The organism is Lysobacter sp. P5_C4, assembly GCF_054049695.1.
On sequence record NZ_JBFULX010000001.1, the window covers coordinates 639,321 to 664,515 of the forward strand.

A 25,195-nucleotide genomic window follows, 5' to 3' on the forward strand; every position below is an offset into this window, starting at 1 on the left:
GCATGCAACATGTCGTGGACTTCATCCTCGAACTGGATCGCCTGAAGGGCGTGACGCGCAAGTCCAGGCCCATCGGCCTGGACCGCTACGAGAACTCGGCCGAACACAGCTGGCAGATCGCGATGCTTGCCGGTGCCATGGCCGAATTCGCAGACCCTGGTGTCGACGTGCACCGCGTGATGCAGATGCTCCTGGTGCACGACATCGGCGAGATCGACACCGGCGACACCATCGTCTACGACGACACGGGCCTGGCCGAACGCAAGGCGGCCGAACGCGTCGCGGTCGAGCGGATCTTCGGGATGCTGCCCAATGCACACGGCGCGCGTTTCCTCGCGTTGTGGGAAGAGTTCGAAGACGGCGGGACGCCCGAAGCGCGTTTCGCGCACGCGGCCGATCGTGCGATGCCCGTGCTGCTCAACCTCGCCAACGGGGGCGGAAGCTGGGTCGAGAACGGGATCGTGTACGAGCGCGTGATCCGCAAGGTCGGTCCGCCGATCCAGGCCGGTTGCCCGGCGCTGTGGGCGTGGCTTGCGCCGCAGTTGGAAGCCGCGCGCGGCCGGGGCTTTTTCGCCGACTGATTACAACGCGCGCGACAGGATCGTTTCGAACGCCGCGTCGTCGACGGGCAAGGTGCCCAACGCAAGGCCGTGCGTACCGGCGAGGCGGCTTTCGCAGAACATCGGCGCGATGGCCGCATTCGCGCGCAGCAGGATCGAGGCCTGAACGCCAGCGCCATCCGTTCGACCAGGAGGCGTGCGCCCGCTTCCTCCGGCGTGTGCAGCATCGTGCGCAGGCGCGCGATCGCCGCATCGAGCGCGGGATGCAGCCCTTCGCCCAGTTCGGCGAAGAACGCCTGGCCGGTTTCCGGTTTGCGATGCAATGCGCGCAACACGTCGAGGCACTGGATGTTGCCGCTACCTTCCCAGATCGAATTCAGCGGCGCCTGGCGATACAGCCGCGGCAGCAGCGATTCCTCGACGTATCCGTTCCCGCCCAGGCACTCCTGGGCTTCGTTGACGAAGGCCGGCGCGCGCTTGCAGATCCAGTATTTGCCGATCGCCGTCGCGATGCGGGCGAACGCGGCCTCGCGCGCGTCCTGCGCCGCTGCATCCACCGCGCGCGCAACGCGCATCGACAGCGCGAGCGCGGCTTCCGATTCGATGGCCAGGTCGGCGAGCACGTTGCGCATCAACGGCTGATCGGCGAGCAGCTTCCCGAACGCCAGGCGATGCCGCGCATGATGCAGGGCCTGCGCCAGCGCCATGCGCATTTCGGCCGCCGAGCCGAGCATGCAATCCAGGCGGGTGAGCATCACCATGTCGAGGATCGTGGCGATGCCGCGTCCTTCCTCGCCGACGCGCGTGGCGCGTGCGGCCTGGAATTCGACTTCCGATGAAGCATTGGACCAATCGCCGAGCTTGTCCTTCAATCGCGTGAGGGTGAAGGCGTTCTTCGAACCGTCGGGCAGGCGCCGCGGCAACAGGAAACACGTCAAGCCGCCCGGCGCTTGCGCGAGCACGAGGAAGCCGTCGGACATCGGCGCGGAGAAGAACCACTTGTGGCCTGTCAGCGCGTACTCCTCGCCGCCGATCGCTTGCGCACGCGTGGTATTGGCACGCACGTCCGAGCCGCCCTGCTTCTCGGTCATGCCCATGCCGAGCGTGACGCCGCGCTTGTCGGCGATCGGTAGCTCGCGCGGATCGTAATGCGGCGCGGCCGCCTTGTCGGCCCACTGCGCCAGCGCCGGTGCACGACGCAATGCGGGCACCGCCGCATGCGTCATCGTCAGCGGGCAACTCGTGCCGGGTTCGACCTGGTGGTGCAGGTAACTCAGCGCAGCGCGCGCGACGTGCGCGCCCGGCGCGGACGTGCGCCAGGACAGACCGGCGACACCGTGTTCGACCGCCGCCTGCATGAGCGCGTGGTAGTTCGGATGGAACTCGACGCGATCGATGCGCGCACCGAAGCGGTCGTGCGTGCGCAGGCGCGGGCGGTCGCGATGTGCGTCGAAGGAGAGTGCGTACAGGGTGTCGCCGGCGAGCCGCGCGTAGGCGGCGACGCGATCGGCGAACGCCGCGGCGCCTTCGCGCGCCATCGACTCGCGCAGGGCGACATCGTCGCGCCACAGGTCGCGCGGGGCGAATTCCGGCGGCTGGTTGTCCGAGCTCACGCGATCGACGATAGCATCGGCCCCAATAAAAAAGCCCCGCTATGCGCGGGGCTTTCCGAGCGAAACGATGCGCTTCAGGCTCAGGCGACGGGCACCACGCCGGCGGCCTGGGCACCCTTCGGGCCCTGGACGACGTCATAGCTCACGCGCTGCCCTTCCTGGAGGCTACGGAAGCCCTTGCTGTTGATCGCCGAGTAATGCACGAACACATCGGCGCTGCCGTCTTCCGGGGCAATGAACCCGAAACCCTTCGCGTCGTTGAACCACTTCACGGTGCCGTACTGCATAACCTGTGTGACCTCGTCTGGGTGCGGTTGCGTGTGCGTGCGCCGGGTGCGGGGGCCTCCGCGCACGGCGCGAGTATGCATGAGTATGAACGGATGGCAACAGCCGTTCAGCTGCCCAAACCGCCCAGCAGCGCCCTCAGCAGGGGTGGGATCCCGTTGGAAGCGGTTTCAACGTTGGCCAGCACTTCGGCCATCGTGATCTCTGCTGCATCGCCGCATCCGGCGGCCCAGTTCGCGACGATCCCCAGGCACGCGTACGACAGACCGAGCTCGCGGGCCAGGCCGGCTTCCGGCATGCCGGTCATGCCGACGAGGTCGCAGCCATCGCGGCGCATGCGGGCGATCTCGGCCTTCGTCTCCAGGCGCGGGCCCTGCGTCGCGCCATAGCAACCGCCCTCGACCAGCGCGACCCCCGCACCCTGCGCTGCAGCGATGACCTGCGCGCGCAACGCCGGCGTATAGGGATCGCCGAAGTCGACGTGCAACACGTCGGTGCCGGGTTCCTCGGACAGGGTCGAAATGCGGCCCCAGGTGTAGTCGATCAGTTGGTCCGGGCAGGCGAGCACCGTGGGACCGAAGCGGTCGGTGATGCCGCCGACCGTGTTGAGCGCGAGTACGCGCGTGGCACCGACCCTCTGCAACGCGACGAGGTTGGCGCGGTAGTTGATCTTGTGCGGCGGCACGCCGTGTTCTTCCCCGTGGCGCGCGAGGAACGCAACGCGTTTGCCGGCGATGCGCCCCACCCGCACCGGCCCCGAAGGAAACCCGTAACGCGTTTCGGGCAGGTGGCTTTCGACGTCTTCCAGTTCGGCGATCCGGTACACACCGGTGCCGCCGATGACCGCGAGGGCGAGGTCGGCGTGGTGCATCGTCACTCCAGCGCGTAGATGGCCGGCAGGTTGCGGCCCTGTTCGTGATAGTCCATGCCGTAGCCGTACACGTAGCGATCCGGCACGACCAGGCCCGAGTAGTCGGCCGTCAGGCCGGGCACGCAGCGGTTGTGCGCCTTCACCGCTAGCGCGGCGATGCGCACGTCGGTGGCGCCTTCGCTGCGGCACCACGCGCGCACTTCGGACAACGTATGGCCTTCATCGACGATGTCGTCGACCAGCAACACGCGCCGACCCCGCAAGGGCGTGGCAGGCCGATGCTTCCAGTGCAGCGTGCCGCCCGACTGCGCGCCGCGATAACGCGTTGCATGCAGGTAATCGAATTCCAGGTCGAGCCCGCGCGCGCCGAGTTCGAGCGCAAGCTGCGCGGCGAACGGCAATCCGCCGTGCATCACCGTGAGATACACCGGCACGCTGCCCGCGAAATCGTTGCGAATGCGTACCGACATGCGCGCGATCGCTTCCTCGATCGCCTGCCGGTCGTGCACGACGACCGAACGCTTCAAGGCATCGGCCAGCGGCGCTGCGTTCATGCCAGGTCGCCGCCGAAGCGCGCGTGCGCGTCGGTATAGCGCGCATCGGCAAGCAGGCCTTCCCATGCGAGCGGGCCGCGACCGATCAAACCGGCGAGCGCCATCGTGTTGAGCTTGCGGCCTTCGACGGCGGCGAGCGACTCGGGGACGAGTTCGGGATGGCAGACGAGCACGACATCGCAGCCGGCATCCAGGTGCGCATCGATGCGCGCCTTCACGCCACCGGCCGAGAACGCCGCGGCCATGCCGATGTCGTCGGAGAACACCACGCCCTTGAAGCCCATCTCCTTGCGCAGGATGTCTTCGATCCACAGCGGCGAGTAGCCCGCCGGTTCGGGCGCGACCTTCGGATAGACCACATGCGCCATCATCACCGCGTCGGCGCCGGCGTCGATGCCGGCGACGAAGGGCATCAGGTCGAGCGCGCGGATTTCGTCGAGCGTGCGGTTGTCGACCGCATCGTCGAAGTGCGTGTCTTCCAGCACCGAGCCATGGCCCGGGAAGTGCTTGAGCGTCGCGGCCATGTCCGCCGCGTGCATGCCTTCGACATAGGCGCGCGTGAACTCGGCGACGATCTGCGGATCGGCGGAGAATGCACGGTCGCCGATGGCGCGGTTGCCGCGGCCGAGATCAACCACCGGCGCGAAACTCAGATCCACGCCGCTGGCGCGCACTTCGCTCGCCATCACCCATGCATGTTCCTTCGCCAACGCGATCGCGCGGTCGGGGAGGCTGCCGTAGAGCTTGCCGAATTGTTCCAGCGAGGGCAGCGCGCTGTAACCGTCGCGGAACCGTTGCACGCGGCCGCCTTCCTGGTCGACGCAGATCAGCTGCGGCCGCGGCGCGGCTTCGCGGATGGCCTGCGACAACTCGGCGATTTGCATGCGCGAAGCGAAGTTGCGGGTGAACAGGATCACGCCGGCGCAGGCGTCGTGCTGCAGCCAATCGCGTTCCTGTGCGGTGAGTTCGGTGCCGGCGACGCCGATCACGAGCATGCGGGGGACTCCTTGGTCTTTCGACGGATCATACGTTCAGCGCGGTTCGAACATCGCGATGCTCTCCACGTGCGCCGTGTGCGGGAACATGTCCATCACGCCGGCGGCACGCAACTTCCAGCCGCGCTCGTTCACCAGGTACCCGGCATCGCGCGCCAGCGAGGCCGGATGGCAGCTGACGTAGACAATGCGCTCGAGGCCGTCGAGGGAAAGTTGTTTCAACACCACATCGGCGCCCGAACGCGGCGGATCGAGCAGCAGGCGGTCGAAACCGGCGCGCATCCAGGCGTGTTGGGACAGGTCCTGCGCGAGGTCGGCGGCGTGGAAGTCGACGTTCGTGAGCTGGTTGTGCGTCGCGTTCTCGCGCGCGCGGCGGATCAGGCCGGCGTCGCCTTCGACGCCCACCACTTCGGCCGCGGTGCGCGCCAGCGGCAGCGTGAAGTTGCCCAGGCCGCAGAACAGATCGAGCACGCGATCCCCCGGCTGCACGTCGAGCAACGCCAATGCGTTGGCGATCATGTGCTGGTTCAGGCCCGCGTTGACCTGGATGAAGTCGAGCGGACGGAACTGCAGTTCGATGTCCCAGGCCGGCAGCGTGAAAGCCAGCTTCGGTTGATGCGGCCACAGCGCGTGCACCGAATCGATGCCGCCGGGCTGCAGGAAGATGGCGAAATCGTGTTCCTTCGCGAAGTCTTCCAAGGCTTGCGTATCGCGCGGCGACAACGGCGCAAGATGACGAAAGACCAACGCAATCGTGTCGTCGCCCGCGATGAACTCGATCTGCGGTATCTCGCGACGCCCATCCATCCCATCGACCAACGCGGAGAGCGCGGCGATCTTCGTCCCGATCTGCGGAATCACCGTGTGGCACTCGCGCAGGTCGGCGACGAAGCGCGGGTCCTGTTCGCGGAAACCGACGAGCGTCTTGTCCTTCTTCTCCACGCGCCGCACGGAGAAGCGGCCCTTGCGGCGATAGCCCCAGGCCGCATCGACCAACGGCGGCAACACCGTGTCGGGCGTGACGTGGCCGATGCGTTCGAGGTTTTCCATCAACACGCGCTGCTTGGCGTGGATCTGCTGGCCTTCGTCGAGGTGCTGCAACGCACAACCGCCGCAGACGCCGAAATGCGGGCATCGCGCGATCACGCGTTCGGGCGCGGCGACGAGCACCTCGAGGGTCTTGCCTTCATCGAAACTTTTATGGCGCGCGGTCTGCTGCGCCATGACGGTCTCGCCGGGCAACGCGCCTGCGACGAAGATCGCCTTGCCTGCACCGGGGACCTTGGGATCGGCCCGGCGGGCGACCCCGCGGCCGTCGTGGGTGAGGCCGGTGATCCGGATTTCGAATGGGGTCTGGTCGAGGCGGGCCAATGCGAAGACTGCGGGGATGGGGCCGGGCATTATCGCCCGGCCCGCCCCCTGCGTCTTATTTCTGCTTCCAGCTTCCCGAGGCGTCCTGGTACCACCAGCCGCCGCGGGCGCTGTCGACCCACTGTTTTGCGAAGACGCTGCGGATGTTCTTTTCCCAATCGGCATGGCCGTTGGCGACCGCGATTTCCTTGTAGACCGCTTCGCGGTCGCGGTTGTCGTCGGCCACGGCCTTCTGCATGCCGACGCGGTCCTTCAACTCCAGCGACGCCGCATCACGCAGCACCACCAGGCCATCCTTGCTGAAGCCGAGCGCGCCGAGGTCGAAACCCTTGCGCAAGGACGCATCGAAGCGCGCCGCCATGCGCGACTGGATCGCCTGGATCGCCGGCGTCTTGATCGTGATGTCCGGTTGCGATTGCGCGTAGGCGCTGCCGATGCCGACCAGGCTCAGCGGATCGATGCGCCGCAGCAGGCTGGCCATGCCGCCGCCACCGCCCGGCTTCTTCTCTTCCGGCTTGGCTTCCGGCTTCGCGCCGGGCATTTCATCGCCGATCACTTTCTCGACGAATTCCTTCGCCGCTTCCTTCGCTTCGGCCGCGGGGAAATAGACGTTGATGGTGACGCAGGCGCTGAGCAGCGCCATGGCGGCGAAACTCGCCGCGGTCGGCGCGAACTTGCTGCGGGCTTTGCCGGACATCGAAACACTCCTCGGGTAGGTTGGGTGGCATCGTCCATCAGCGGACCTCGGGGGTCACCTCGCCGCCGGCGACCGCCGCAAGGCGCTCCACCAGCGTAGGCCAATCCACGTTGTCGTGGATGCCGACGACCGTCAGGCGCGGGAGGCCCGCGCCCTGGACGATAGTAAATCCGTCGCCGGCTGAACCGATGCCCCGCATGCGGCACACCTCGTTGGCCAGCTGGCAGCCGATGCCGATGCGTTTGTACCCGAAGTCGTCGAACAGCCCGATCAGTTTCCCCTGCAGGCTGGAGACGATGGAGCTGTCGCCGACGCTGGAAATGCTCTGTACGGCGCGCTGGCTGATGCGCTGGCGGGTCTTGTGCGTGGGGTCGGTGTGCAGGTCGGCGTCGAAGGCGGTCACGGCCCAGTCGACCAGGCGCAGGGCATCGATGCGCCCGTCGAGCCGCCCGCTGATGCTGCCGAAGTCGAAGACCTCCGTCAGCGCGAGCAGGTCGAGGTCTTCGATCGCAAGGTCGGCCGCGAGCGTGGGCGCGACGCCGAAGGGGCGTTCCATCGACAGCGACGAGACGTCGATGCGCCCGTCGAACATCGCCATCGACAGACCGCCTTCGAAGTCGAGCCGTTCGTTCGCGTAATGCGCGCGCGGCAGGCGTCCGGTGAGTTCGCCGCGGAAGGCGGGCCAGCCGAAGGTCGTCGCAAGTTTGCCGATGTCCAGGTGTTCGACGCCGAGGCCGAACACCGCATCGGCGCCCTGCCCGCCCGACGGCGGACGCAGCGTCATGTTTTCGAAGCGCAGCGTGCCGCCGAGGAAAGGCACGGGCACGGCGTCGGTGAGCGCGATCGCGCCGCCTGCGCTGCGCATCGACAAGCGCGCCTGTGCGAAGGGCAATTCGTACAGCGATCCCTCGCGCCAGGTCAGCGCGCTCTCCACCGGTGTCGTGCGCGAATAACGCAGGTCGCCGCCCAGGCCGATGAAGGCGAAGCGATGTGCATCGCCGTCTTCGATGTCGACCGCACGCGGCACGACGCTGAAGGATTGCAGCGCCTCGCCTTCATAGTGCAATTGCGCATCGAGCGCGCCGGCCAGCCGGAGATCGGACAGGCCCGCGGTGCCGAGCGGACCGGAGAGATAACGGTCGCGCACGGGGGCGAGGTCCCCGCTGTGCAACGTGACATCGAGCAGGCGCAGCGTGGCGTCCTCCGTGAACGCGGCGCGGCCGCGCACGGTCAGCGTGTCGCCGTCGATCCACGCGATCGACGGCAAGGACCAACCCGCGCCGTCGCGATGTTCGCCCCTGATCGACAGGCGCACGGGCGTCGTCGGCAAAGCGATGTAGGCGCTGCCCGCGAGGAGTTCGCCGCCGTGCAGCGTACCGTCGAGCGTGAGCAGCGACGGGCGTGGCGCCTCGTCGATGCGATAGTCGAAATCGAACGTGCCGCCAAGATTTTCGGTGGCGATGCTCGCATCGGTGGTTTCGAGTTTGACGCCTGCGGCCTGCAACTTCCCGGAGATGCGCAGCGGGGCTTGCTTCGGCGCGGCGACATCGACGCGTCCATCGAGCGTGCCGCCTTGCAGGCGTGCGTCGGCCCAGCTTTTCGACAACAGGCTTTGCGCCCATGCGATCGGAACGCGGGTGAGATCGATGCGCGTGAGGTCGGGCGTCGCGGTGCCGCGCTGGACGGCCATCGTGCCGCGGCCTTGTCGCAGGCTGCCCGACAGGCCGGCTTCGTCGAAGGCGATGCCGAGGCGGAAGGTGTGTTTGCCGGCGCGCAATTCGCCGTCGCAGCCCCAGCCGTGTGCATCGATGCGCTGCAACGGGCAGGTCCACGCGAGGTTGCGCGCGTCGACGCCGAGGTCCGGGGCCGCCAGGTGCGCCGTGCGCAGCCGCAAGGTGCCTTGCGGTGCGTCCGCGGGCCAGTCCAGTTGCACGTGGACGCCTTCGAGCGTGCCGATCGGCAAGGTGATCTTCGCGATGTCCGCCTCCAGCGTGCGCGCGTGCGCGTTGGCCGCGAGGGCCAGGAGGCAGACGGTGATCAGTGCGCGCGTCATTGGGGCGGGAGGATAGCGGCAACCTCGTCATTGCGGATGACGGGCCCCGGAACCGCCGGGGGACTACAATCCCCGCCCATGGATACCCAACCTTTCCGCGCCGGCCACGTTGCCGTGATCGGCCGCCCGAACGTGGGCAAGTCGACCCTCGTCAACGCGCTCGTCGGTTTCAAGATCAGCATCACCTCCAACCGCCCCCAGACCACGCGCCACCGGCTGCTCGGCATCGCCACGTTCCCGCACGGGCAACTGATGCTGGTCGATACCCCCGGCCTGCATCGCGAGCAGAAGCGCGCGATGAATCGCTGGATGAACCGCGCCGCGCGCGGTGCGCTGGAAGGCGTGGACGCAGCCTTGCTGGTGATCGAAGCCGGACGCTGGGACGACGAAGACACCTTGGCCTACGAAGCGCTGAAGGAAGCCGGCGTGCCCGTCGTGCTCGCGGTGAACCAGGTCGACCGCATCAAGGACAAGACCACGCTGCTGCCCTTCCTCGCGAAGGTCGCGGCCGAACGCGAATTCGCCGCGGTGCATCCGATTTCCGCGCTGAAGAAGAAAGGCCTGGAGGCGCTCGTCGACGACCTGCTCAAGCTCGTGCCCGAACAGGCCGCGCTGTACGGCGAAGACGAGATCACCGACAAGAGCCAGCGCTTCCTCGCCGGTGAACTCGTGCGCGAACAGTTGATGCGCCAGCTCGGGGCCGAACTGCCGTACGCAACGACCGTGGAGATCGAGAAGTTCGAACTCGACGGCCGGATGTGGCGCATCAACGCGGTGATCTGGGTCGAACGCGACGGGCAGAAGGCCATCGTGATCGGCAACAAGGGCGAGCGCCTGCGCGAGATCGGGACGCGTGCGCGCGAACAGATGGAACGCCTGTTCGACGGCAAGGTGTTCCTGGAGACCTGGGTGCGCGTGCGCGAGGGCTGGTCGGACGACGAAGCCGCGTTGCGTACGCTCGGATACCACGACTGACGCGTGCGCATCACCGGCGAAGCCGCGTACGTGCTGCACGCGCGCCCGTGGCGCGAGACGAGTCTGCTCGTGGAAGTCCTCGCCGACCAACAGGGCCGCATGGGCCTGATCGCGCGCGGCGTGCAGGGACCGAAGCGACACGTGCTGCGCGCAGCGCTGCAGCCGATGCAACACATTCGCCTGGATGCGGTGCTGCGCGGTGAACTCGCGCAATTGCGCGGTGCCGAAGCGCTCGATGCCGCGCCCCTGCTGCAAGGCGACGCCGCGCTCGCCGCGTTCTATGTCAACGAACTGGTCCTGCGCCTGGCGCCACGCGGCGATGCGCTCCCCGAATTGTTCGACGCGTACGGCGAAGTACGCACGCACCTGGCCAGCGACGCACCGCTGGCGTGGACGCTGCGCCGGTTCGAACGCGACCTGCTCGAAGCGCTCGGATTCGGCCTGGTCCTGGATGCCGATACCGACGGCACGCCGCTGGATCCTGCAGCGCGCTATCGCCTCGATCCCGAACAAGGGGCGCGGCGCGTTCGTCACGATCGGGGACAGACCGATCGCGACATGGCCGCAACCGGAAGCGCGTTGTTGGCGTTGGCCGGCGACGTGCAACCGGAGTCCGACGATCTTGCGAGCCTGCGCCGCACGATGCGCGAGGTGCTCGCGTATCACCTGGGGGCGCGCGGGTTGAAGTCGTGGGAGATGCTGGCGGAACTGGGGCGGTTGTCGAAGCCGCGCTGATTCAACGCCGATGGCTCAGGCCGGATCGATTTTCTGCAGCACGCCCTCGGCCGCCAGTTGCTCCGCTGCGCGGCGCGACGTGGCTTCGCCTTCGCTTTCGACGGCGGGATCGGCCACGGTGCAGGCGACGCGGAAGATCTTCGCGTGTTCGTCGCCGCTCTCGGAGACCAGGCGATACACGGGCAGCGGTTTCCCGCGCCCCTGCAACCACTCCTGCAAGCGCGTCTTCGCGTCCTTGCCGATCTTGTTCGGCGGCGGCAGCGCCTCGATGGCCGCTTCGAACCACGGCAGGACCGCGGCGCGACAGGCATCGAACCCGGCATCCAGATGGATCGCGCCGACGATGGCTTCGACCGCGTCGGCCAGGATCGAATCGCGGCGATGGCCGCCCGACTTCATCTCGCCGGGGCCGAGCACCAGGTGCGTGCCGAGGTCGAGCGTGCGGGCGATGGCGGCGAGCGACGACTCGCGAACGAGTTCGGCGCGCGCGCGCGTCAGCGTGCCTTCGTCGGCGCGCGGCCAGCGTTTGTAGAGGGCTTCGGCGACGAACAGGTTGACGAGCGCGTCGCCGAGGAATTCGAGCCGCTCGTTGTGCAGCGGCGCGGCGCTGCGGTGCGTGAGCGCCTGCGCCAGCAGGCCCGGATCGACGAAGTCGTATCCGGGCAGGCGGAGGGCGTCAGTCGGCCGGACCACCGTGGGTCATGTCCTTTTCCGCGACGAAATTGCCGACGACATCCAGGTTGGCGATCATCGGACGGCGCACTTCATACGACACGGTCATGTGCCAGCCGCCTTCCATGCGCTCGACCGCGACGTTCTCGGGCTTCACGTTTTCCGAGTAGTTCACGTCGAGGCGGCGGAAGAACATCGTCTTGAGGCGATCCGGCGGCGCGTTGTTGACGCCCGGCTCGAGCGCCACGCCCTCAAGGGACTTCTTCACCGCGTAGAACTCGGTGTACATCGGGATGACCTTCATTCCCACGTACACGCCGACGCCCACGACCGCGAGGATCATGATGAATCCCAACATCGAGATGCCGCTTTGCGAACGCTTCATGTTGTCCCCTTCCCCTCGGGTCGATTCAAGTGCGGCGACGGCTACGGGATGTTCGAGCCGATCCTCGAGAAATCCACGCCACCGGCCTCTTTGTCCCAGTTGAACCAGATCAGGAATGCCTTGCCGCGGAGGTTCTCCTCCGGCAGGAAGTGCACCGCCCAGAAACGGCTGTCTTCAGAATTATCACGATTGTCGCCCATCACGAAATAGTGACCGGGCGGGACCACCCATTCCCCTTCCCCCTGCATGGAGAACGGAGAGTCCTCGCGTTCCAGGACGGGGTGCGGGCGACCCGGCAGGCCTTCCTGCCGCAGGTCCGCGCCGGTCATGTCCATCCCCTGCCCCTTGCCGGCATATTCGCCGATCTGCTGGTACTTCAGCGCGACGCCGTTCACGAACACGGTGTTGTCGCGGTAGGCAATGGTGTCGCCCGGCAGGCCGATGACGCGCTTGATCCAGTCCTGGTCGGGGTGGTGAGGCGGCCTGAAGACCACCACGTCGCCACGCCTGGGCTCGCCGATGGCGACGAACTTCTTGTTGCTGATGGGCAGGCGGAGGCCGTAGGCGAACTTGTTGACCAGGATGAAGTCGCCGATCAGCAGCGAGGGCATCATGGAGCTGGACGGGATGCGGAAGGGCTCGGCGACGAAGCTGCGCAGGCCCAGCACGATGGCCAGCACCGGGAAGAACGCGCGCGAGTAGTCGACGAGCAGTGGCTCTTTCTCGTCGAGCAGGCCGGCGTCCTCCTTGCGACGCTTCGCGAAGAACAGCTTGTCCCCAAGCCAGATGATCCCGGTGAGCAGGGTCAACACCACCAGGATCGTTTCGAACCACACCATGCCAGCTCCTTGTTGCCGGTCCGTGCCGGGGCAAGCTTACTTGTTATCGACCTGCAGGACGGCGAGGAAGGCTTCCTGCGGAATCTCCACGCGACCGACCTGCTTCATCCGCTTCTTGCCCGCCTTCTGCTTTTCGAGGAGCTTCTTCTTGCGGGAGGCGTCGCCGCCGTAACACTTGGCCAGCACGTTCTTGCGCAGCGCCTTGACCGTGCTGCGCGAAATGATCTGCGCGCCGACCGCGGCCTGGATCGCCACGTCGAACATCTGCCGCGGGATCAACTCGCGCATCTTCTCGGTGAGGTCGCGGCCCCGGCGTTCGGAGTGCGCACGGTGGGTGATGATGGACAGCGCATCGACCTTGTCGCCGTTGATCAGCGTATCCACGCGCACGAACGGGCCGGCCTGGAAGCGCACGAACTGATAGTCCAGCGAGGCGTAACCGCGCGAGACGGACTTGAGGCGATCGAAGAAATCGAGCACCACTTCGGCCATCGGCAGCTCGTAACTGATCTGCACCTGACTGCCCATGTACGTGATGCCGACCTGCGAACCGCGCTTCTCCTCGCACAGCGTGATCACGTTGCCCACGTAGTCCGGCGGCGTGAGCACGTTGGCGCGGATGATCGGCTCGCGGATTTCCTCGATGTAGTTCGTCGGCGGAAGCTTGGCCGGGTTGTCGAGCAACAGTACGGTGCCGTCGGTCTTCAGCACTTCGTAGATCACCGTCGGCGCGGTGGTGATCAGGTTGAGGTCGTACTCGCGCTCCAGGCGTTCCTGCACGATCTCCAGGTGCAGCATGCCAAGGAAGCCGCAGCGGAAACCGAAGCCCATCGCCTCGGAGCTTTCCGGTTCGAAGCGCAGCGCGGCGTCGTTGAGGCGCAGTTTTTCGAGCGCTTCGCGCAACGCCGGATAGTCTTCGGCATCCACCGGGAACAGGCCGGCGAACACGCGCGGCTGCATTTCCTGGAAGCCCGGCAGCGGCTGGGTCGCCGGATCGGCGGCCAGCGTGAGCGTGTCGCCGACCGGCGCGCCGTGCACGTCCTTGATCGACGCCGTGATCCAACCCACCTCGCCCGCGCCGAGCTTCTTCAGCGGCTTGCGCTTGGGCGTGAACACGCCGACGCCTTCGACCTGGTGCGTGCGGCCGGTGGACATCACCAGCATCTTCGCGCCCGGCACGATCTCGCCCTGCATCACGCGCACCAGGCTCACGACGCCGAGGTAGTTGTCGAACCAGGAGTCGATGATCAGCGCCTGCAGCTTGTCGCTGTCGCGCGGCTTCGGCGGCGGGATGCGGTGCACGATCGCCTCGAGCACGTCGGCGACGTTCAGGCCGGTCTTCGCGCTGATGGCCACCGCGTCCTCGGCGTCGATGCCGATGACCGCTTCGATTTCCTTCTTGACGCGGTCCACGTCGGCCGTCGGCAGGTCGATCTTGTTCAGGACCGGCACGACTTCCAGCCCCTGCTCCACCGCGGTGTAACAGTTGGCGACCGACTGCGCTTCCACGCCCTGCGCGGCGTCGACGACAAGCAACGCGCCTTCGCACGCGGCGAGCGAACGGGAGACTTCATAGGAGAAGTCGACGTGGCCCGGCGTGTCGATGAAGTTCAACTGGTAGGTGATGCCGTCCTTCGCCGTGTACGGGAGGGAGACGGACTGGGCCTTGATGGTGATGCCGCGCTCGCGCTCGATGGGGTTCGAGTCGAGGACCTGCGCTTCCATCTCGCGGGCTTCGAGCCCGCCGCAGAGTTGGATGATGCGGTCGGCCAGCGTCGATTTGCCGTGGTCGACGTGGGCGATGATGGAAAAGTTGCGAATATGCTGCATCGAGCCTGGGCCGGGAAAAAAGCGCGGCATTATCGCATTGATTGACCGGCGCCCGCGGCCCGTCCCGGGTCCGGGACGGGCGCGGAGACCGCGCGATGCGGCCAGAAGTTACTGCGTTTCGGCCGCCGGGCGGGGGGAGACGGCGATGTAACGGCTCGACCCGCCGCGCTGCACCAGCAGCATGGCGGTGTCGCCGGGCTTCACGGTGGTCAGTTCGCGATCCAGCTGTGCCGCCGAACCGACGGAATTGCGCCCGACCGCCAGGATGATGTCGCCCGGCTGCAGCCCTGCGCGTCGCGCGGCCAGGCCTTCGATGCGGGCGATCGCCACGCCCTCGTTGTTGTCCAGGCCGAGCCGGCGACGCTGCGCCGAGTCGATGTCTTCGCCGACGATGCCCAGCGGGTTGCGGTAGGTCGGTGCCGGCGTGGCGGAGGTCGGGATCACGCGCGGCTGCGCCGTGGCGAGTTCGCCCAGCACGACGGTCACGTCGCGTGCCTTGCCGTCGCGCATGATCGTGAGCGTCGTCTTCGCACCCGGCGGCAGGGCGCCCACCAGCGGCGGCAGCGACGAGGCATCCTCGATCGGCGTGCCATTGAACGCGCGGATGACGTCGAGCCGCTGCACGCCGGCCTTGGCCGCGCCGCTGTCGGGCTGCACTTCACGCACGAGTGCGCCGCGCGTGTCGGGAAGGCCCAGCGCGCGCGCCTGGTCGTTGTCGATGCCTTCCAGCCCGATGCCCAGCAGGCCACGGCTCACGCGACCCTTGGATTTGAGCTGGTCGACCGCGTTCATCGCGACATCGATGGGAATCGCGAAGCTCACGCCCATGTAGCCGCCGGAGTTGCTGAAGATCTGCGAATTGATGCCGACCACCTGCCCGCGCGTATCGAGCAATGGACCGCCGGAGTTGCCGCGGTTGATCGCGACGTCGGTCTGGATGAAGGGCACGTACTGCTGGTTGGCGTAGGGATTGGAACGGCCCACTGCACTGACGATGCCCGCGGTCACGGAATGGTCGAGCCCGAAGGGCGAACCGATCGCCACGACCCACTGCCCCGGACGCAGCGTGCGCGAATCGCCCATGCGCAGGAACGGGAGGTTGGTCGCGGCGATCTTGAGCAGCGCGACATCGGACTGCTCGTCGCTGCCGACCACCTTGGCCTTGTACTCGCGGCGATCCGACAGGCGCACCGTGACTTCATCCGCGCCGTCGACGACGTGGTGGTTGGTCAACACGTAGCCGTCGTTGGAGATGATGAAACCGGTGCCCATCGAGACGCCACGTTCCTGGCCACCGCCCCCACCGGGCGGCATCTGCGGCATCGGCATGCCCGGGCCGAAGAAGCGCTTGAAGAACTCCGGCATTTCCTCCTCGTCGTCCATCGCCGGTTGGTCGCCCTGGCCAGCGCCGAGGTTGGCGGTGACGTTGACGACCGCGGGCCCGACCTGGTCGACGAGATGGGTGAAGTCGGGCAAGCCCGTGACCATCTGCGGCGCGGGCGCCGCCGCGGGCGCGGTTGGGGGCGGCGCGGTCTGCGCGGCCAGGTCGGTCGACAGCAGGACGGCGGACGTGGCGGTCGCGGTCATCGCGACCAGGAAGGCGTTGCGGAGGGGGATGTTGCGGAGCAGGTTGCGCATCGGGACCGGGGCCTCGAAGTGGCGTGAACGGAAGGGTGCGTGCCGGCGTGCCGTCAGGGTTCCGGCGGCGCCGCGGGCGCGGTGTCGTCATTCGCGGGCTGCAAGGTCGGCCCGGGCGAGAACGGGTAGAACGACGGGCCGGCCGCGTAATCGGCCGACAACGTGCCGCCGCCATTGAGCCGCGGCAGGACGGCGCGCGGCCACGGACGCGCGGGCTCGACCTGGAGCGATTCGCTTTGCATCAACCCGGTGTGCAACGTGCCGGCGTGCAATGCCGCACTCGCGGGCAATTCCGGCACATCGGCGACAAGGTTCGTGGCGATGGCGGTCGCGGGTTGCGGCGCTTCGCCGGTGATCTGCGCAGCGGAATTCGACACACCCGAATGCGCGCCGACGGCGGTACTCACCACGCGATCGGTCGCGGCGCGGCCGCGTTCGACATTCCGCGAACGTTGCGCGACGCGCTCCGACAACGGACGCGCGACGGCGGCGATCGCCACGGCGGCGGAGGCCTGCTGCAAGCCGGGATCCGGCGTCGAGGGCGATTGCGCCGGTGCCGGTTGCTGCAAGTGCGCGGCCACCTGTGCCGGCGAAGCCTCGTGCGCGGCGTCCGAACCGAACGGCATGCGCGCCAGGACGAAGGCCACCAGCGCGGCGGAGGCTGCCATGCCGACACTGCCCCAACGGATGCCACCACCGGCGGCGCGACGCGCGGGCACTGCCGCGACGGCGGCTTCATCGCGCAAGGCATCCCGTACGCGCTCGGGGAAGGACAGCGGCAACGCGGCGCTCTGCGCGCGCAGTGCATCGCCGATGCGTTGCCAGCGGTCGCAGGTGTTGCGCCAATTCTGGTCGTGGTCGAGGCGCTTGAGTGCGAAACGTGCGACGTCGCCGACGAGTTCGCCGTCGAACAATGCGCTCAGCGCTTCGCGATCGGAATCGTATTGGCTCGAGCCGGGGTCGTGGGTCATCGTGGTGTTCATCGGGTGGCACGCTCGCGTTTCGGTTCGGTGTCGAGCACGGGGCGCAGTTCCGCGTCGATGGCCTCGCGCGCGCGGAAGATCCGCGAGCGCACCGTGCCAATCGGGCATTGCATCCGTTCGGCGATGTCTTCGTAACTCAATCCATCCACTTCGCGCAGGGTGATGGCTTCGCGCAGTTCGGTGGGCAGGCGCTCCACCGCACGCATCACCGTTCGTTCGATTTCCTGCCGCATCAGCTCGCGCTCCGGGGTGTCGGTGTCGCGCAACCGGATGCCGGAATCGAACTGCTCGGCGTCGGCGACGTCGATGTCGTCTGTCGGCGGGCGGCGGTTGTGCGCGACAAGGTGGTTCTTGGCGGTGTTGACTGCAATCCTGTGGAGCCAGGTGTAGAACTGCGCATCGCCCCGGAAGTTCCCGATCGCGCGATACGCGCGGATGAACGTGTCCTGTGCGACATCCTGGACTTCACTCCAGTCGTGGATGTAACGCGCGATCAACGCCTGCACGCGATGCTGGTACTTCCGCACCAGCAGGTCGAAGGCGACGCTGTCACCACGCTGCACCCGCGCGACGAGCGCCTGGTCCAGTTCTTGCGATTCGTTTTCGGTGGCCATGGCCGCGCCGGGGACTCCTGGATGCTCAGCTCGGCCGAGGCCGGGCATTGGGACAAGTCGGTGGCGGGAAAGTTCACTGGGCCCGCCGCGCGTCGGTTCGGGCTTCACCCTCGCCTTCGTCCGACACGAGAGACTAATGGGGGCGGCATTGACGGCATCCAAACGTCGCCGGGATCATAGACCCCTCTCCCGTACCTCGACGAATGGTGGCCGCATGCTTGCTGGTCTCGACGGTTTGCGCTTCAGCCACTGGCGTGCCGAATCCGCTGCCGACGGCATCGTCGTGCTCAGCTTCGACCGCGCGGGCGAAAGCGTGAATACGCTCGCGCAGGATGTCCTGCTGGAACTCGACGGCATCCTCGAACGCCTCGCGCTGGACCCGCCGAAGGGCCTGGTGGTGCGCTCAGCCAAACCGGCGGGCTTCATCGCCGGCGCCGACATCCGCGAATTCGCGGCCTTCGACGCGAAGGGCGTCGTGGGCGATGCGCTGCGTCGCGGGCAGCAAGTCTTCCAGCGGCTGTCGGAATTGCGGTGTCCCACGGTCGCTGCGATCCACGGCCACTGCATGGGCGGCGGCACGGAACTGGCGCTCGCCTGCCGTTACCGCGTGGCCTCCAGCGACCCGTCCACGCGCATGGGCTTGCCCGAAGTGAAGCTCGGCATCTATCCGGGCTGGGGCGGCAGCGTGCGCCTGCCGCGCCTGGTCGGTGCGCCCGCGGCGTTCGACATGATGCTGACCGGCCGTGCGCTGTCGGCCAAACAAGCGAAGGCGATCGGCCTGGTCGACAGGGTGGTCGAGCCGGCGATGCTCACCGACGCCGCGATCGAACTCGCACGCAAGGGCACGGCGCGTCCGTTCAAACAGGGCGCGCTCGCGTGGCTGACGAACACCTGGCTGGTTCGACAGGCGCTCGCGCCGATGCTCGCCAAGCAAGTCGCACGCAAGGCGCGCAGGGAACACTACCCGGCGCCGTATGCGTTGATCGAAACCTGGCGTCGCGCGAGTGGCGGCGTGCAGTCGCTGCTGTCCGCCGAACGCAAGTCGGTGATGAAACTCGCGTCCACGCCGACCGCACGCAATCTCACGCGCGTGTTTTTCCTGCAGGAACGCCTGAAGGGCCTGGGCGGCAAGGATCACGGCATCGCGCGCGTGCACGTCGTCGGTGCGGGCGTGATGGGCGGCGACATCGCGGCGTGGTCGGCCTACAAGGGCTTCGAAGTCACGCTGGCCGATCGCGAGCAGCGTTTCATCGACGGCGCGCTTGCGCGTGCGCAGGAGATGTTCGCCAAACGCGTCAAGGAGGAAAGCAAACGCCCGGCGGTGTCGGCGCGCCTGCGCGGCGATCTGTTCGGCGAAGGCGTGCAAAACGCCGACCTGGTGATCGAAGCGATCATCGAACAGCCGGAGGCGAAGCGTGCGTTGTATGCGGAAGTCGAACCGCACCTCAAACCCGATGCATTGCTGGCGACGAACACTTCGTCGATTCCGCTGGGCGAATTGCGCGAGGGCCTGGCGCGGCCATCGCGTTTCGCAGGCCTGCATTACTTCAATCCGGTGGCGTTGATGCCGCTGGTGGAAATCATCCGGCACGAGGCCATGGCGGATGACACCGAGCGTCGCCTCGCGGCGTTCTGCCGCGCGATCGACAAACTGCCGGTGCCGGTCGCGGGCACGCCGGGCTTCCTCGTCAACCGCGTGTTGTTCCCGTACATGCTCGAAGCGATGGCCGCTTACGCCGAGGGTATCCCGGGCCCGGCGATCGACAAGGCGGCCGTGAAGTTCGGCATGCCGATGGGGCCGATCGAATTGGTCGACACCGTGGGCCTGGATGTCGCGGCGGGCGTGGGGCGCGAACTTGCGCCCTTCCTCGGGTTGCCGATTCCCGCGGGCCTTGCGAACAAGCTCGAGTCCGGCAAGCGCGGCAAGAAGGACGGTCAGGGGTTTTACACCTGGGAAGAAGGGAAACCGCGCAAGCCGGAGTTGCCGAAGGATTACAGGGCGCCGGACGATCTCGAGGATCGCCTGATCCTGCCGATGCTCAACGAATCGGTCGCGGCCCTGCACGATGGTGTCGTCGCAGATGCCGACCTGCTCGATGCGGGCGTGATCTTCGGCACGGGGTTCGCACCGTTCCGCGGCGGCCCGATCCAGCATGTTCGTGCGGTGGGCGCGGACGTGCTCGTCGCGAAGTTGAAGGCGCTGGAAAGCAAGTACGGTGCGCGCTTCGCGCCGCGCGCGGGGTGGGATTCGCCCGCGCTGCGCTGACGCAACTACATCGTGTGCGTCGGCTTGTCCGCGGTCAGCGTGCCCGCGAGGACGGTCTCGATCTTGTGGCGCACCGCTTCGCCTTCGGCGCTGTCGGCGAACTGGACGCCGATGCCGGCGGCGCGATTGCCTTGCGCACCCGGCGGCGTGACCCACACGACCTTGCCGGCGACCGGAAGGCGATCTTTTTCTTCGAGCAAGGTCAGGAGCAGGAAGACCTCGTCGCCGAGGAAGTAACGCTTGGGCGTCGGCACGAAGATGCCGCCGGATTTCAGGTACGGCATGTACGCGTTGTACAACGCCGCCTTGTCCTTGATGGCGAGCGACAGGATGCCCTGCCGTGCCCCGCCTGCCCCTGCCACTGCGCTCATCTCCTGTCCCCTCGTGCGACCGGCGCCGGCGCATCGCCGCGCCAGGCCAACAACAATTCCGTGACCGCGAGGTCCGCGCGCACCGTGGTGCGCAGCAGCTCGCGGGTGCGGTTCGCAGCATCGAACCACGCGGCCAGACTGCGGGTTCGCCCCGGATCGGTCAAGCGCGTGGCCCGTTGCAAAGCAAGGTCCGCCGCATGTCTTAGACGCAGTCCGGCGTATTCATCGGCCACCCATGCTTGCGCGGTCGCGAGCGCGCCGGCGGTGCCCTGCTCCAGTTTGTCGAGGTCGGTGGCGACCTGCCGCCGCAACGCGAGCCCGTCGTTCCGCAACCAGTCGTCCGCCAGGCCCGGATGGCCGCGCGCGGCATCGAGCGCTTCCTCGGCGGCCGCGGGCTTGTGGCCTTGCATGCCGAGCCAGGCCAGGGCTTCGGCGCGCGGCGGCAGATGGAATTCGACGCGATGCGTGCGGCTGCGGATCGTCGCGGGCAGGCGCGCGGGATGCGCGGTGAGCAACCACAGATAGCGACCGGGTTGCGGTTCTTCGAGCGTCTTGAGCAGCGCGTTCGCCGCGGCGTGGTTGATCGCGTCCGCCGGCGTGATGAGTGCGACCTGCGCACCGTCGTACTGCGGCGTGAGCGCAAGGCGCTGCGAGAGATCGCGGATCTGCTGGATGATGATCTCGGTGCGTAGCTTCGTGCCTTCGGTGTTCGGGATGAAGCTCACGAGGTTGTAGTCGGGATGCGTGCCGGCCACGAACAACTGGCAACTCTTGCACGCACCGCACGGCAGGCCCGACGGGGGTGGTTGCCGGCACAGCACGCGTTGCGCGAGGCGTTCGACGACGGCGCGCTTGCCGATGTCCGCCGGCCCGACGAACAACACGCCATGGCCGAGCCGCCCGGCTTCGTGCACCGACAGCAGGTGTTCGTAGATGCGCTGTTGCCAGGGCGGAAGCGGTGTCACAGCGCATGCTCGATGTAGTGCTGCAACAGCGTCGTCGCGCGCAGCGCCACGTCTTCGGCGGAGGCCGATGCATCGATCACGCGGATGCGTCCAGGCTCCGCCCCGGCGCGCGCGAGGTAGGACGCGCGCACCCGCTCGAAGAATTCGTCGCGCTCGCGTTCGATGCGGTCGGGCACGAGGTCGCGCCCGCGCGTGCGTTCGCGGCCCTGCAGCACGCCGAGGTCGAGCAACAGCGTCAGCCCCGGGCGCACGACGACGAAGCGGCGTTCCAGGTCGGCGATCAGCGCGGGATCGAGCCCGCGCCCGCCCCCTTGATAGGCGAAGCTGGAATCGGTGAAGCGATCCGACAACACCCACGCATTGCGTTGCAGCGCAGGCAGCAACGTCTCGCGCACGTGCTGCGCGCGCGCGGCGAACATCAGCAACAGTTCGGTCTCCGCCGATGCCGGCTCGTGCGCGGGATCCAGCAGCAGCGCGCGAATGCGCTCGGCGAGCGGCGTGCCGCCCGGTTCGCGCGTGCAGACGACTTCGGCACCGGTGGCCATCAACGCATCGCGCAGGGCGTTGAGGACCGTGGACTTGCCCGCGCCCTCGCCGCCCTCCAGCGTGATCAAGCGCGGTTGCGTCACCAGGCCGTTCATTGCGCCCGCGTTCTTGCGCGATACCGCGCCATGTACGCACGCCACGCGGCCTGGTGGTCGGCGTAATTCTTGCTGAAAACATGCCGCCCGCTGCCGTCGCCGACCGCCATGAAGTACAGGGCCTCGCCGCCCGCGGGATTGGCGACCGCGCGCAACGCGTCGATGCCGGGCATCGCGATGGGCGTGGGCGGCAGGCCGGCGATCTTGTAGGTGTTGTAGGGCGAGTCGGCCTGCAGGTCCGCCTTGCGGATGTTGCCGGCGTACGCGCTGCCCATGCCGTAGATGACCGTCGGGTCGGTTTCCAGGCGCATGCCGAGCTTGAGGCGCCGCGCGAATACACCCGCGATCTGCGGACGCTCGTCGGCCACGCCGGTTTCCTTCTCGACAATCGAAGCCAGGATCAGCGCTTCCTCCTTCGACTTGAGCACGGTGTCCCTGGCGCGTGCGTCCCACGCCGCATCGAGCGCGCGGGCCATCGCTTCGTGCGCACGACGCAGGATGTCCAGGTCGCTGTCGCCGCGCACGTACTGGTAGGTTTCCGGCAGGAAGCGCCCTTCGGGATGTTCGCCCGCGTGGCCGAGCTTCGCCATCAGCGCGGCGTCGGTCATCTCGCCGGTTTCGTGCTGCAACGTGGGGTCGCGCGCGAGCGCGGCACGCACGTCGCGCATGGTCCAGCCGGGCACGATCATGAAGCCGCGGCTGATCACCCGGCCGTCGCGCAAGGCCTTCAGCAGGTCGCGCGGCGACGTCCCCGGATCGAGCGCGTATTCGCCCACCTGGAGCTTGTTGGCGGCGCCGAGCTCGCGCGCGAGCGCCTGCCATTCGACCCGATGACCGGTTTCGACACCCGATTCGCGCAAACGCGCGACGACCTTGGCCAGGGAATCGCCGGGCTTCACGACGAGAGTTTCCCCCTGCTCGATTCCCGCCATCGGCGCATCGGCAAACCCCGTGTAGCGCTGCCACGCCCAGAAGGCCGCTGCCGCCAGTGCGAGCAGCACGACGAGAACGAAGAGTTTGGACATGCCGCGGCTGCGGCGTGGGCCGGGCTGGCGCCGGCTGCGTCGACTGCGTGTCACGCCACCTCCAGGGTCATTGCGTCGGTCCTGCAGCGAAGCCGGGGTGCGCGAGCGCCAGGCATTGCACGAGGTCCGCCACGGCCGGATGCGGCGCGAACGTGCGCTCGCCCAGCCGGGCCACGGGCAGGATACCGCGCACGGCGTTGCAGAGCAGGACAGCGTCGGCGGTTTCGACGTCGGCCGCGGCCAGGCGGTCTTGCGCCGCACCGGTCTGCGACAGGAGCCACGCACGGCACGTGCCGGCCACCCCGCAACGGTCGATGCGCGGCGTCGACCAGCGATCGCCGTGGAGGACGAACAGGTTCGCCGCCGTCGCGCAGACCACGTCGCCTTCGGTGCTGCGCATCAGGCCTTCGTCGATCGACGGGTCCTGCCATTCGCCGCGGGCGAGGACTTGTTCGAGGCGATTGCAATGCTTGAGCCCGGCCAGCGCAGGCTGCACCGCGAGCCGGGTCTCGCACCAGCGCACGACCAGGCCGCCTTCGCGCCCGGGCGCGGGCAGCGGATGGCGCGAGAGCCGCCAGACCGGGGGTGCATCGACGTCCGGCGCATAACCGCGGCCGCCACCGCCGCGCGTGACGATCAGTTTCGCGACACCGTCGCCGGAATCGTCGAACAACTCGGCGAGCGTGGCGTCGATCGCGTTCGCCGACGGCATCGACAGCCGCAATCGCTCGGCGCCCGTCGCCAGGCGCGCGCGATGCGCGGCCCACCACGGAACCGTGCCCTGATGCACGCGCATCGTTTCGAACACGCCGTCGCCGTACGAGAATCCGCGCGCGTCGCCCGGCAACGCATCGATGCGCACCTCGCCGATGAACGAGCGTCCGCTCATTCGCCGGCACCCAGGGCGCGCAACAGCCCGCGCGCCTTCGCGCGTGTTTCGTCGAGTTCGCGCTGCGGGACCGAATCGATGACGATGCCTGCCCCCGTGCGGAAACGCAGCGTGTCGCCTTCCAGCTCCGCGCTGCGGATCAGGATGTTGAGATCCAGGTCGCCATCGCGGTTCAACCAGCCGAACGCGCCGGTGTACGCGCCGCGCCCCTGCCCTTCCAGCGCGGCGATGATCTGCATGCAGCGCACCTTGGGGCAACCGGTGATCGTGCCGCCGGGGAACACCGCGCGGATCACGTCGCCGGGCGTGGCATCGGCACGCAGGCGACCGCGCACGTTACTCACGATGTGATGGACGTGCGCGTAGCTCTCGACGGTCATCAACTCGTCGACCTCCACGCTGCCCGGCGTGCACACGCGACCGAGGTCGTTGCGCTCCAGGTCGATGAGCATCACGTGTTCGGCGCGTTCTTTCGGATGACCGACGAGTTCGCGGATGCGCGCGGCTTCATCGTCGCCGGGCAACCGCGGGCGCGTGCCGGCGATCGGGCGCGTTTCCACCGCATCGCCGCGAATCGAAACCAGGCGCTCGGGCGACGAGCTGACGACCGCCCAGTCCGGTCCCGCGAACAGCCCGGCGAACGGTGCGGGATTGGCGGTGCGCAAACGCTGGTGCAATTCGGCCGCCGGCAAGGGCGCATCGAAACGCGCACGCCAACCGCGCGAGAGATTCACTTGGAATACATCACCGGCGGCGAGGTGCTCGATGACGCGTTCGACGCCGTCAATGAAGCGCGCGGGTTCGTCTTCTTCGATCCTCGCCGGTGCGCGCCAGTCGGGGAGTTGCGACAAGGTGGAAGCAGCGTGCGCATCGGCGAGGATCGTATCGATCCATGCGCGCTGCGCCGCTTCGGCGATCGCGAACACCTCGCCCGTGGCGTGATCGCGCAACACCGCGGCGGGGCTACGCATCGCGTAGGCAACGGGAACGCGGCCTTCGGCCTGCGGCAAGCGCAGCACCGGTTCCACTTGCCCCGCCAGTTCGTAGGCAAGGAACACCACCCAGCCACCGCGGAACGGCCAGCGCGGCTCGTCGCGCGGCACGCGCGCGGCGCGCCACGCATCATCGAGCACGGAAAGAAAATCGCCGTCGCGTGCGCGCCCGGCCTGGTCGCGCACGACACCATCGCGCTCCAGCCGCACCGTTTGTCCGCCATCGACGAACAACATGTCCCAACGCCCCTGCGCGGTGCCGTGCGCGCTGGATTCCAGCAGCACGGGGTAACGCGCCGGCGCCTGCCGGTGCAGGGCCAGCAGGTCGAGGGTGGAATCGAGTGGGTGCGTGACGAGCACGGGCCAGTTTCCTGCG

General features: G+C 67.9%; 24 protein-coding genes and 1 pseudogene. 4 read left to right on the forward strand and 21 right to left on the reverse strand.

The features are described 5' to 3' along the window. The first annotated feature begins 2 nt into the window (after positions 1-2). Entirely contained in the window at positions 3-581 is a 579-nt protein-coding gene (locus ACXJJ8_RS02990; RefSeq protein WP_499026831.1) for an HD domain-containing protein, read from the forward strand. On the opposite strand, the pseudogene ACXJJ8_RS02995 reads toward ACXJJ8_RS02990, so the two are convergent. The 8 genes and pseudogenes from ACXJJ8_RS02995 to ACXJJ8_RS03030 form a co-directional block, all read right to left on the reverse strand. Then, a pseudogene (locus ACXJJ8_RS02995) lies at positions 582-2,200 on the reverse strand (acyl-CoA dehydrogenase family protein). It lies immediately after the preceding gene. 53 nt (positions 2,201-2,253) lie between these two features. Beyond that, positions 2,254-2,460, reverse strand: coding sequence for a cold-shock protein (locus ACXJJ8_RS03000; protein ID WP_036169005.1), 207 nt, complete (start codon positions 2,458-2,460; stop codon positions 2,254-2,256). 107 nt (positions 2,461-2,567) lie between these two features. Beyond that, complete coding sequence (locus ACXJJ8_RS03005) at positions 2,568-3,329, reverse strand: S-methyl-5'-thioinosine phosphorylase (protein ID WP_499026832.1); 762 nt, start codon at positions 3,327-3,329, stop codon at positions 2,568-2,570. 2 nt (positions 3,330-3,331) lie between these two features. After that, entirely contained in the window at positions 3,332-3,883 is a 552-nt protein-coding gene (locus ACXJJ8_RS03010; RefSeq protein ID WP_499026833.1) for a hypoxanthine-guanine phosphoribosyltransferase, read from the reverse strand. Further along, entirely contained in the window at positions 3,880-4,878 is a 999-nt protein-coding gene (gene nagZ / locus ACXJJ8_RS03015) for a beta-N-acetylhexosaminidase (protein ID WP_499026835.1), read from the reverse strand. The genes ACXJJ8_RS03010 and nagZ overlap by 4 nt, the downstream gene beginning before the upstream one ends. A 36-nt stretch (positions 4,879-4,914) precedes the next feature. Further along, entirely contained in the window at positions 4,915-6,279 is a 1,365-nt protein-coding gene (rlmD, locus tag ACXJJ8_RS03020; RefSeq protein WP_499026837.1) for a 23S rRNA (uracil(1939)-C(5))-methyltransferase RlmD, read from the reverse strand. A gap of 25 nt (positions 6,280-6,304) precedes the next feature. Further along, complete coding sequence (locus ACXJJ8_RS03025; protein WP_499026838.1) at positions 6,305-6,946, reverse strand: YdbL family probable chaperone protein; 642 nt, start codon at positions 6,944-6,946, stop codon at positions 6,305-6,307. 37 nt (positions 6,947-6,983) lie between these two features. Continuing rightward, a complete protein-coding gene (locus ACXJJ8_RS03030; RefSeq protein ID WP_499026839.1) occupies positions 6,984-8,999 on the reverse strand; it encodes a hypothetical protein in 2,016 nt (671 codons plus the stop codon). Positions 9,000-9,077: 78 nt separating this feature from the next. On the opposite strand from ACXJJ8_RS03030, the gene era reads away from it, so the two are divergent. After that, positions 9,078-9,974, forward strand: coding sequence for a GTPase Era (gene era / locus ACXJJ8_RS03035; RefSeq protein WP_499026840.1), 897 nt, complete (start codon positions 9,078-9,080; stop codon positions 9,972-9,974). Between the two features lie 3 nt (positions 9,975-9,977). After that, positions 9,978-10,709 carry a DNA repair protein RecO gene (gene recO, locus ACXJJ8_RS03040; RefSeq protein ID WP_499026841.1) on the forward strand — a complete coding sequence of 244 codons (732 nt, stop codon included), beginning with the start codon at positions 9,978-9,980 and terminating at the stop codon, positions 10,707-10,709. Between the two features lie 15 nt (positions 10,710-10,724). On the opposite strand, the gene rnc is transcribed toward recO, so the two are convergent. From rnc to rpoE, 7 genes are all read right to left on the reverse strand, one after another. After that, on the reverse strand, positions 10,725-11,402 hold the full coding sequence (gene rnc / locus ACXJJ8_RS03045) for a ribonuclease III (protein WP_499026843.1): 678 nt from the start codon (positions 11,400-11,402) through the stop codon (positions 10,725-10,727). Then, entirely contained in the window at positions 11,386-11,766 is a 381-nt protein-coding gene (locus tag ACXJJ8_RS03050) for a DUF4845 domain-containing protein (RefSeq protein WP_499026844.1), read from the reverse strand. Before ACXJJ8_RS03050 ends, rnc begins: the two co-directional genes overlap by 17 nt. Before the next feature lie 41 nt (positions 11,767-11,807). Continuing rightward, on the reverse strand, positions 11,808-12,605 hold the full coding sequence (gene lepB, locus ACXJJ8_RS03055; protein ID WP_499026845.1) for a signal peptidase I: 798 nt from the start codon (positions 12,603-12,605) through the stop codon (positions 11,808-11,810). Between the two features lie 36 nt (positions 12,606-12,641). Further along, on the reverse strand, positions 12,642-14,435 hold the full coding sequence (gene lepA / locus ACXJJ8_RS03060) for a translation elongation factor 4 (RefSeq protein WP_499026846.1): 1,794 nt from the start codon (positions 14,433-14,435) through the stop codon (positions 12,642-12,644). A 108-nt stretch (positions 14,436-14,543) separates the two neighbouring features. After that, on the reverse strand, positions 14,544-16,073 hold the full coding sequence (locus ACXJJ8_RS03065) for a DegQ family serine endoprotease (protein ID WP_499026847.1): 1,530 nt from the start codon (positions 16,071-16,073) through the stop codon (positions 14,544-14,546). Between the two features lie 53 nt (positions 16,074-16,126). Beyond that, entirely contained in the window at positions 16,127-17,044 is a 918-nt protein-coding gene (locus ACXJJ8_RS03070) for a sigma-E factor negative regulatory protein (protein WP_499026848.1), read from the reverse strand. A gap of 8 nt (positions 17,045-17,052) precedes the next feature. Further along, positions 17,053-17,670 (reverse strand): RNA polymerase sigma factor RpoE, encoded by a 618-nt coding sequence (gene rpoE, locus ACXJJ8_RS03075; RefSeq protein WP_499026850.1) that lies wholly within the window; start codon positions 17,668-17,670, stop codon positions 17,053-17,055. A 214-nt stretch (positions 17,671-17,884) separates the two neighbouring features. Between rpoE and ACXJJ8_RS03080 the strand changes: the two genes are divergently transcribed. After that, entirely contained in the window at positions 17,885-19,936 is a 2,052-nt protein-coding gene (locus tag ACXJJ8_RS03080; protein ID WP_499026851.1) for a 3-hydroxyacyl-CoA dehydrogenase NAD-binding domain-containing protein, read from the forward strand. 5 nt (positions 19,937-19,941) lie between these two features. Here the strand turns inward: ACXJJ8_RS03080 and ACXJJ8_RS03085 are convergent, their stop codons facing one another. The 6 genes from ACXJJ8_RS03085 to ACXJJ8_RS03110 form a co-directional block, all read right to left on the reverse strand. After that, complete coding sequence (locus ACXJJ8_RS03085) at positions 19,942-20,307, reverse strand: PilZ domain-containing protein (protein ID WP_499026852.1); 366 nt, start codon at positions 20,305-20,307, stop codon at positions 19,942-19,944. Then, complete coding sequence (locus ACXJJ8_RS03090; protein ID WP_499026853.1) at positions 20,304-21,272, reverse strand: DNA polymerase III subunit delta'; 969 nt, start codon at positions 21,270-21,272, stop codon at positions 20,304-20,306. The genes ACXJJ8_RS03085 and ACXJJ8_RS03090 overlap by 4 nt, the downstream gene beginning before the upstream one ends. Next, positions 21,269-21,913 carry a dTMP kinase gene (tmk, locus tag ACXJJ8_RS03095; protein ID WP_499026855.1) on the reverse strand — a complete coding sequence of 215 codons (645 nt, stop codon included), beginning with the start codon at positions 21,911-21,913 and terminating at the stop codon, positions 21,269-21,271. Before tmk ends, ACXJJ8_RS03090 begins: the two co-directional genes overlap by 4 nt. Next, positions 21,910-22,938 (reverse strand): endolytic transglycosylase MltG, encoded by a 1,029-nt coding sequence (gene mltG / locus ACXJJ8_RS03100; protein ID WP_499026856.1) that lies wholly within the window; start codon positions 22,936-22,938, stop codon positions 21,910-21,912. The genes tmk and mltG overlap by 4 nt, the downstream gene beginning before the upstream one ends. 67 nt (positions 22,939-23,005) lie before the next feature. Then, on the reverse strand, positions 23,006-23,827 hold the full coding sequence (gene pabC / locus ACXJJ8_RS03105; protein WP_499026857.1) for an aminodeoxychorismate lyase: 822 nt from the start codon (positions 23,825-23,827) through the stop codon (positions 23,006-23,008). Further along, entirely contained in the window at positions 23,824-25,179 is a 1,356-nt protein-coding gene (locus ACXJJ8_RS03110) for an aminodeoxychorismate synthase component I (RefSeq protein ID WP_499026858.1), read from the reverse strand. The genes pabC and ACXJJ8_RS03110 overlap by 4 nt, the downstream gene beginning before the upstream one ends. Between the last annotated feature and the right edge of the window lie 16 nt (positions 25,180-25,195).

Excerpts from the sequence above, each read along its gene's own strand:
- ACXJJ8_RS02990 (WP_499026831.1), top strand. The coding sequence starts at position 3 with ATGCAACATGTCGTGGACTTCATCCTCGAACTGGATCGCCTGAAGGGC.
- ACXJJ8_RS03000 (WP_036169005.1), bottom strand. The coding sequence starts at position 2,460 with ATGCAGTACGGCACCGTGAAGTGGTTCAACGACGCGAAGGGTTTCGGG.
- ACXJJ8_RS03005 (WP_499026832.1), bottom strand. The coding sequence starts at position 3,329 with ATGCACCACGCCGACCTCGCCCTCGCGGTCATCGGCGGCACCGGTGTG.
- ACXJJ8_RS03010 (WP_499026833.1), bottom strand. The coding sequence starts at position 3,883 with ATGAACGCAGCGCCGCTGGCCGATGCCTTGAAGCGTTCGGTCGTCGTG.
- nagZ (WP_499026835.1), bottom strand. The coding sequence starts at position 4,878 with ATGCTCGTGATCGGCGTCGCCGGCACCGAACTCACCGCACAGGAACGC.
- rlmD (WP_499026837.1), bottom strand. The coding sequence starts at position 6,279 with ATGCCCGGCCCCATCCCCGCAGTCTTCGCATTGGCCCGCCTCGACCAG.
- ACXJJ8_RS03025 (WP_499026838.1), bottom strand. The coding sequence starts at position 6,946 with ATGTCCGGCAAAGCCCGCAGCAAGTTCGCGCCGACCGCGGCGAGTTTC.
- ACXJJ8_RS03030 (WP_499026839.1), bottom strand. The coding sequence starts at position 8,999 with ATGACGCGCGCACTGATCACCGTCTGCCTCCTGGCCCTCGCGGCCAAC.
- era (WP_499026840.1), top strand. The coding sequence starts at position 9,078 with ATGGATACCCAACCTTTCCGCGCCGGCCACGTTGCCGTGATCGGCCGC.
- ACXJJ8_RS03050 (WP_499026844.1), bottom strand. The coding sequence starts at position 11,766 with ATGAAGCGTTCGCAAAGCGGCATCTCGATGTTGGGATTCATCATGATC.
- lepB (WP_499026845.1), bottom strand. The coding sequence starts at position 12,605 with ATGGTGTGGTTCGAAACGATCCTGGTGGTGTTGACCCTGCTCACCGGG.
- lepA (WP_499026846.1), bottom strand. The coding sequence starts at position 14,435 with ATGCAGCATATTCGCAACTTTTCCATCATCGCCCACGTCGACCACGGC.
- ACXJJ8_RS03065 (WP_499026847.1), bottom strand. The coding sequence starts at position 16,073 with ATGCGCAACCTGCTCCGCAACATCCCCCTCCGCAACGCCTTCCTGGTC.
- ACXJJ8_RS03070 (WP_499026848.1), bottom strand. The coding sequence starts at position 17,044 with ATGACCCACGACCCCGGCTCGAGCCAATACGATTCCGATCGCGAAGCG.
- rpoE (WP_499026850.1), bottom strand. The coding sequence starts at position 17,670 with ATGGCCACCGAAAACGAATCGCAAGAACTGGACCAGGCGCTCGTCGCG.
- ACXJJ8_RS03080 (WP_499026851.1), top strand. The coding sequence starts at position 17,885 with ATGCTTGCTGGTCTCGACGGTTTGCGCTTCAGCCACTGGCGTGCCGAA.
- ACXJJ8_RS03085 (WP_499026852.1), bottom strand. The coding sequence starts at position 20,307 with ATGAGCGCAGTGGCAGGGGCAGGCGGGGCACGGCAGGGCATCCTGTCG.
- tmk (WP_499026855.1), bottom strand. The coding sequence starts at position 21,913 with ATGAACGGCCTGGTGACGCAACCGCGCTTGATCACGCTGGAGGGCGGC.
- mltG (WP_499026856.1), bottom strand. The coding sequence starts at position 22,938 with ATGTCCAAACTCTTCGTTCTCGTCGTGCTGCTCGCACTGGCGGCAGCG.
- pabC (WP_499026857.1), bottom strand. The coding sequence starts at position 23,827 with ATGAGCGGACGCTCGTTCATCGGCGAGGTGCGCATCGATGCGTTGCCG.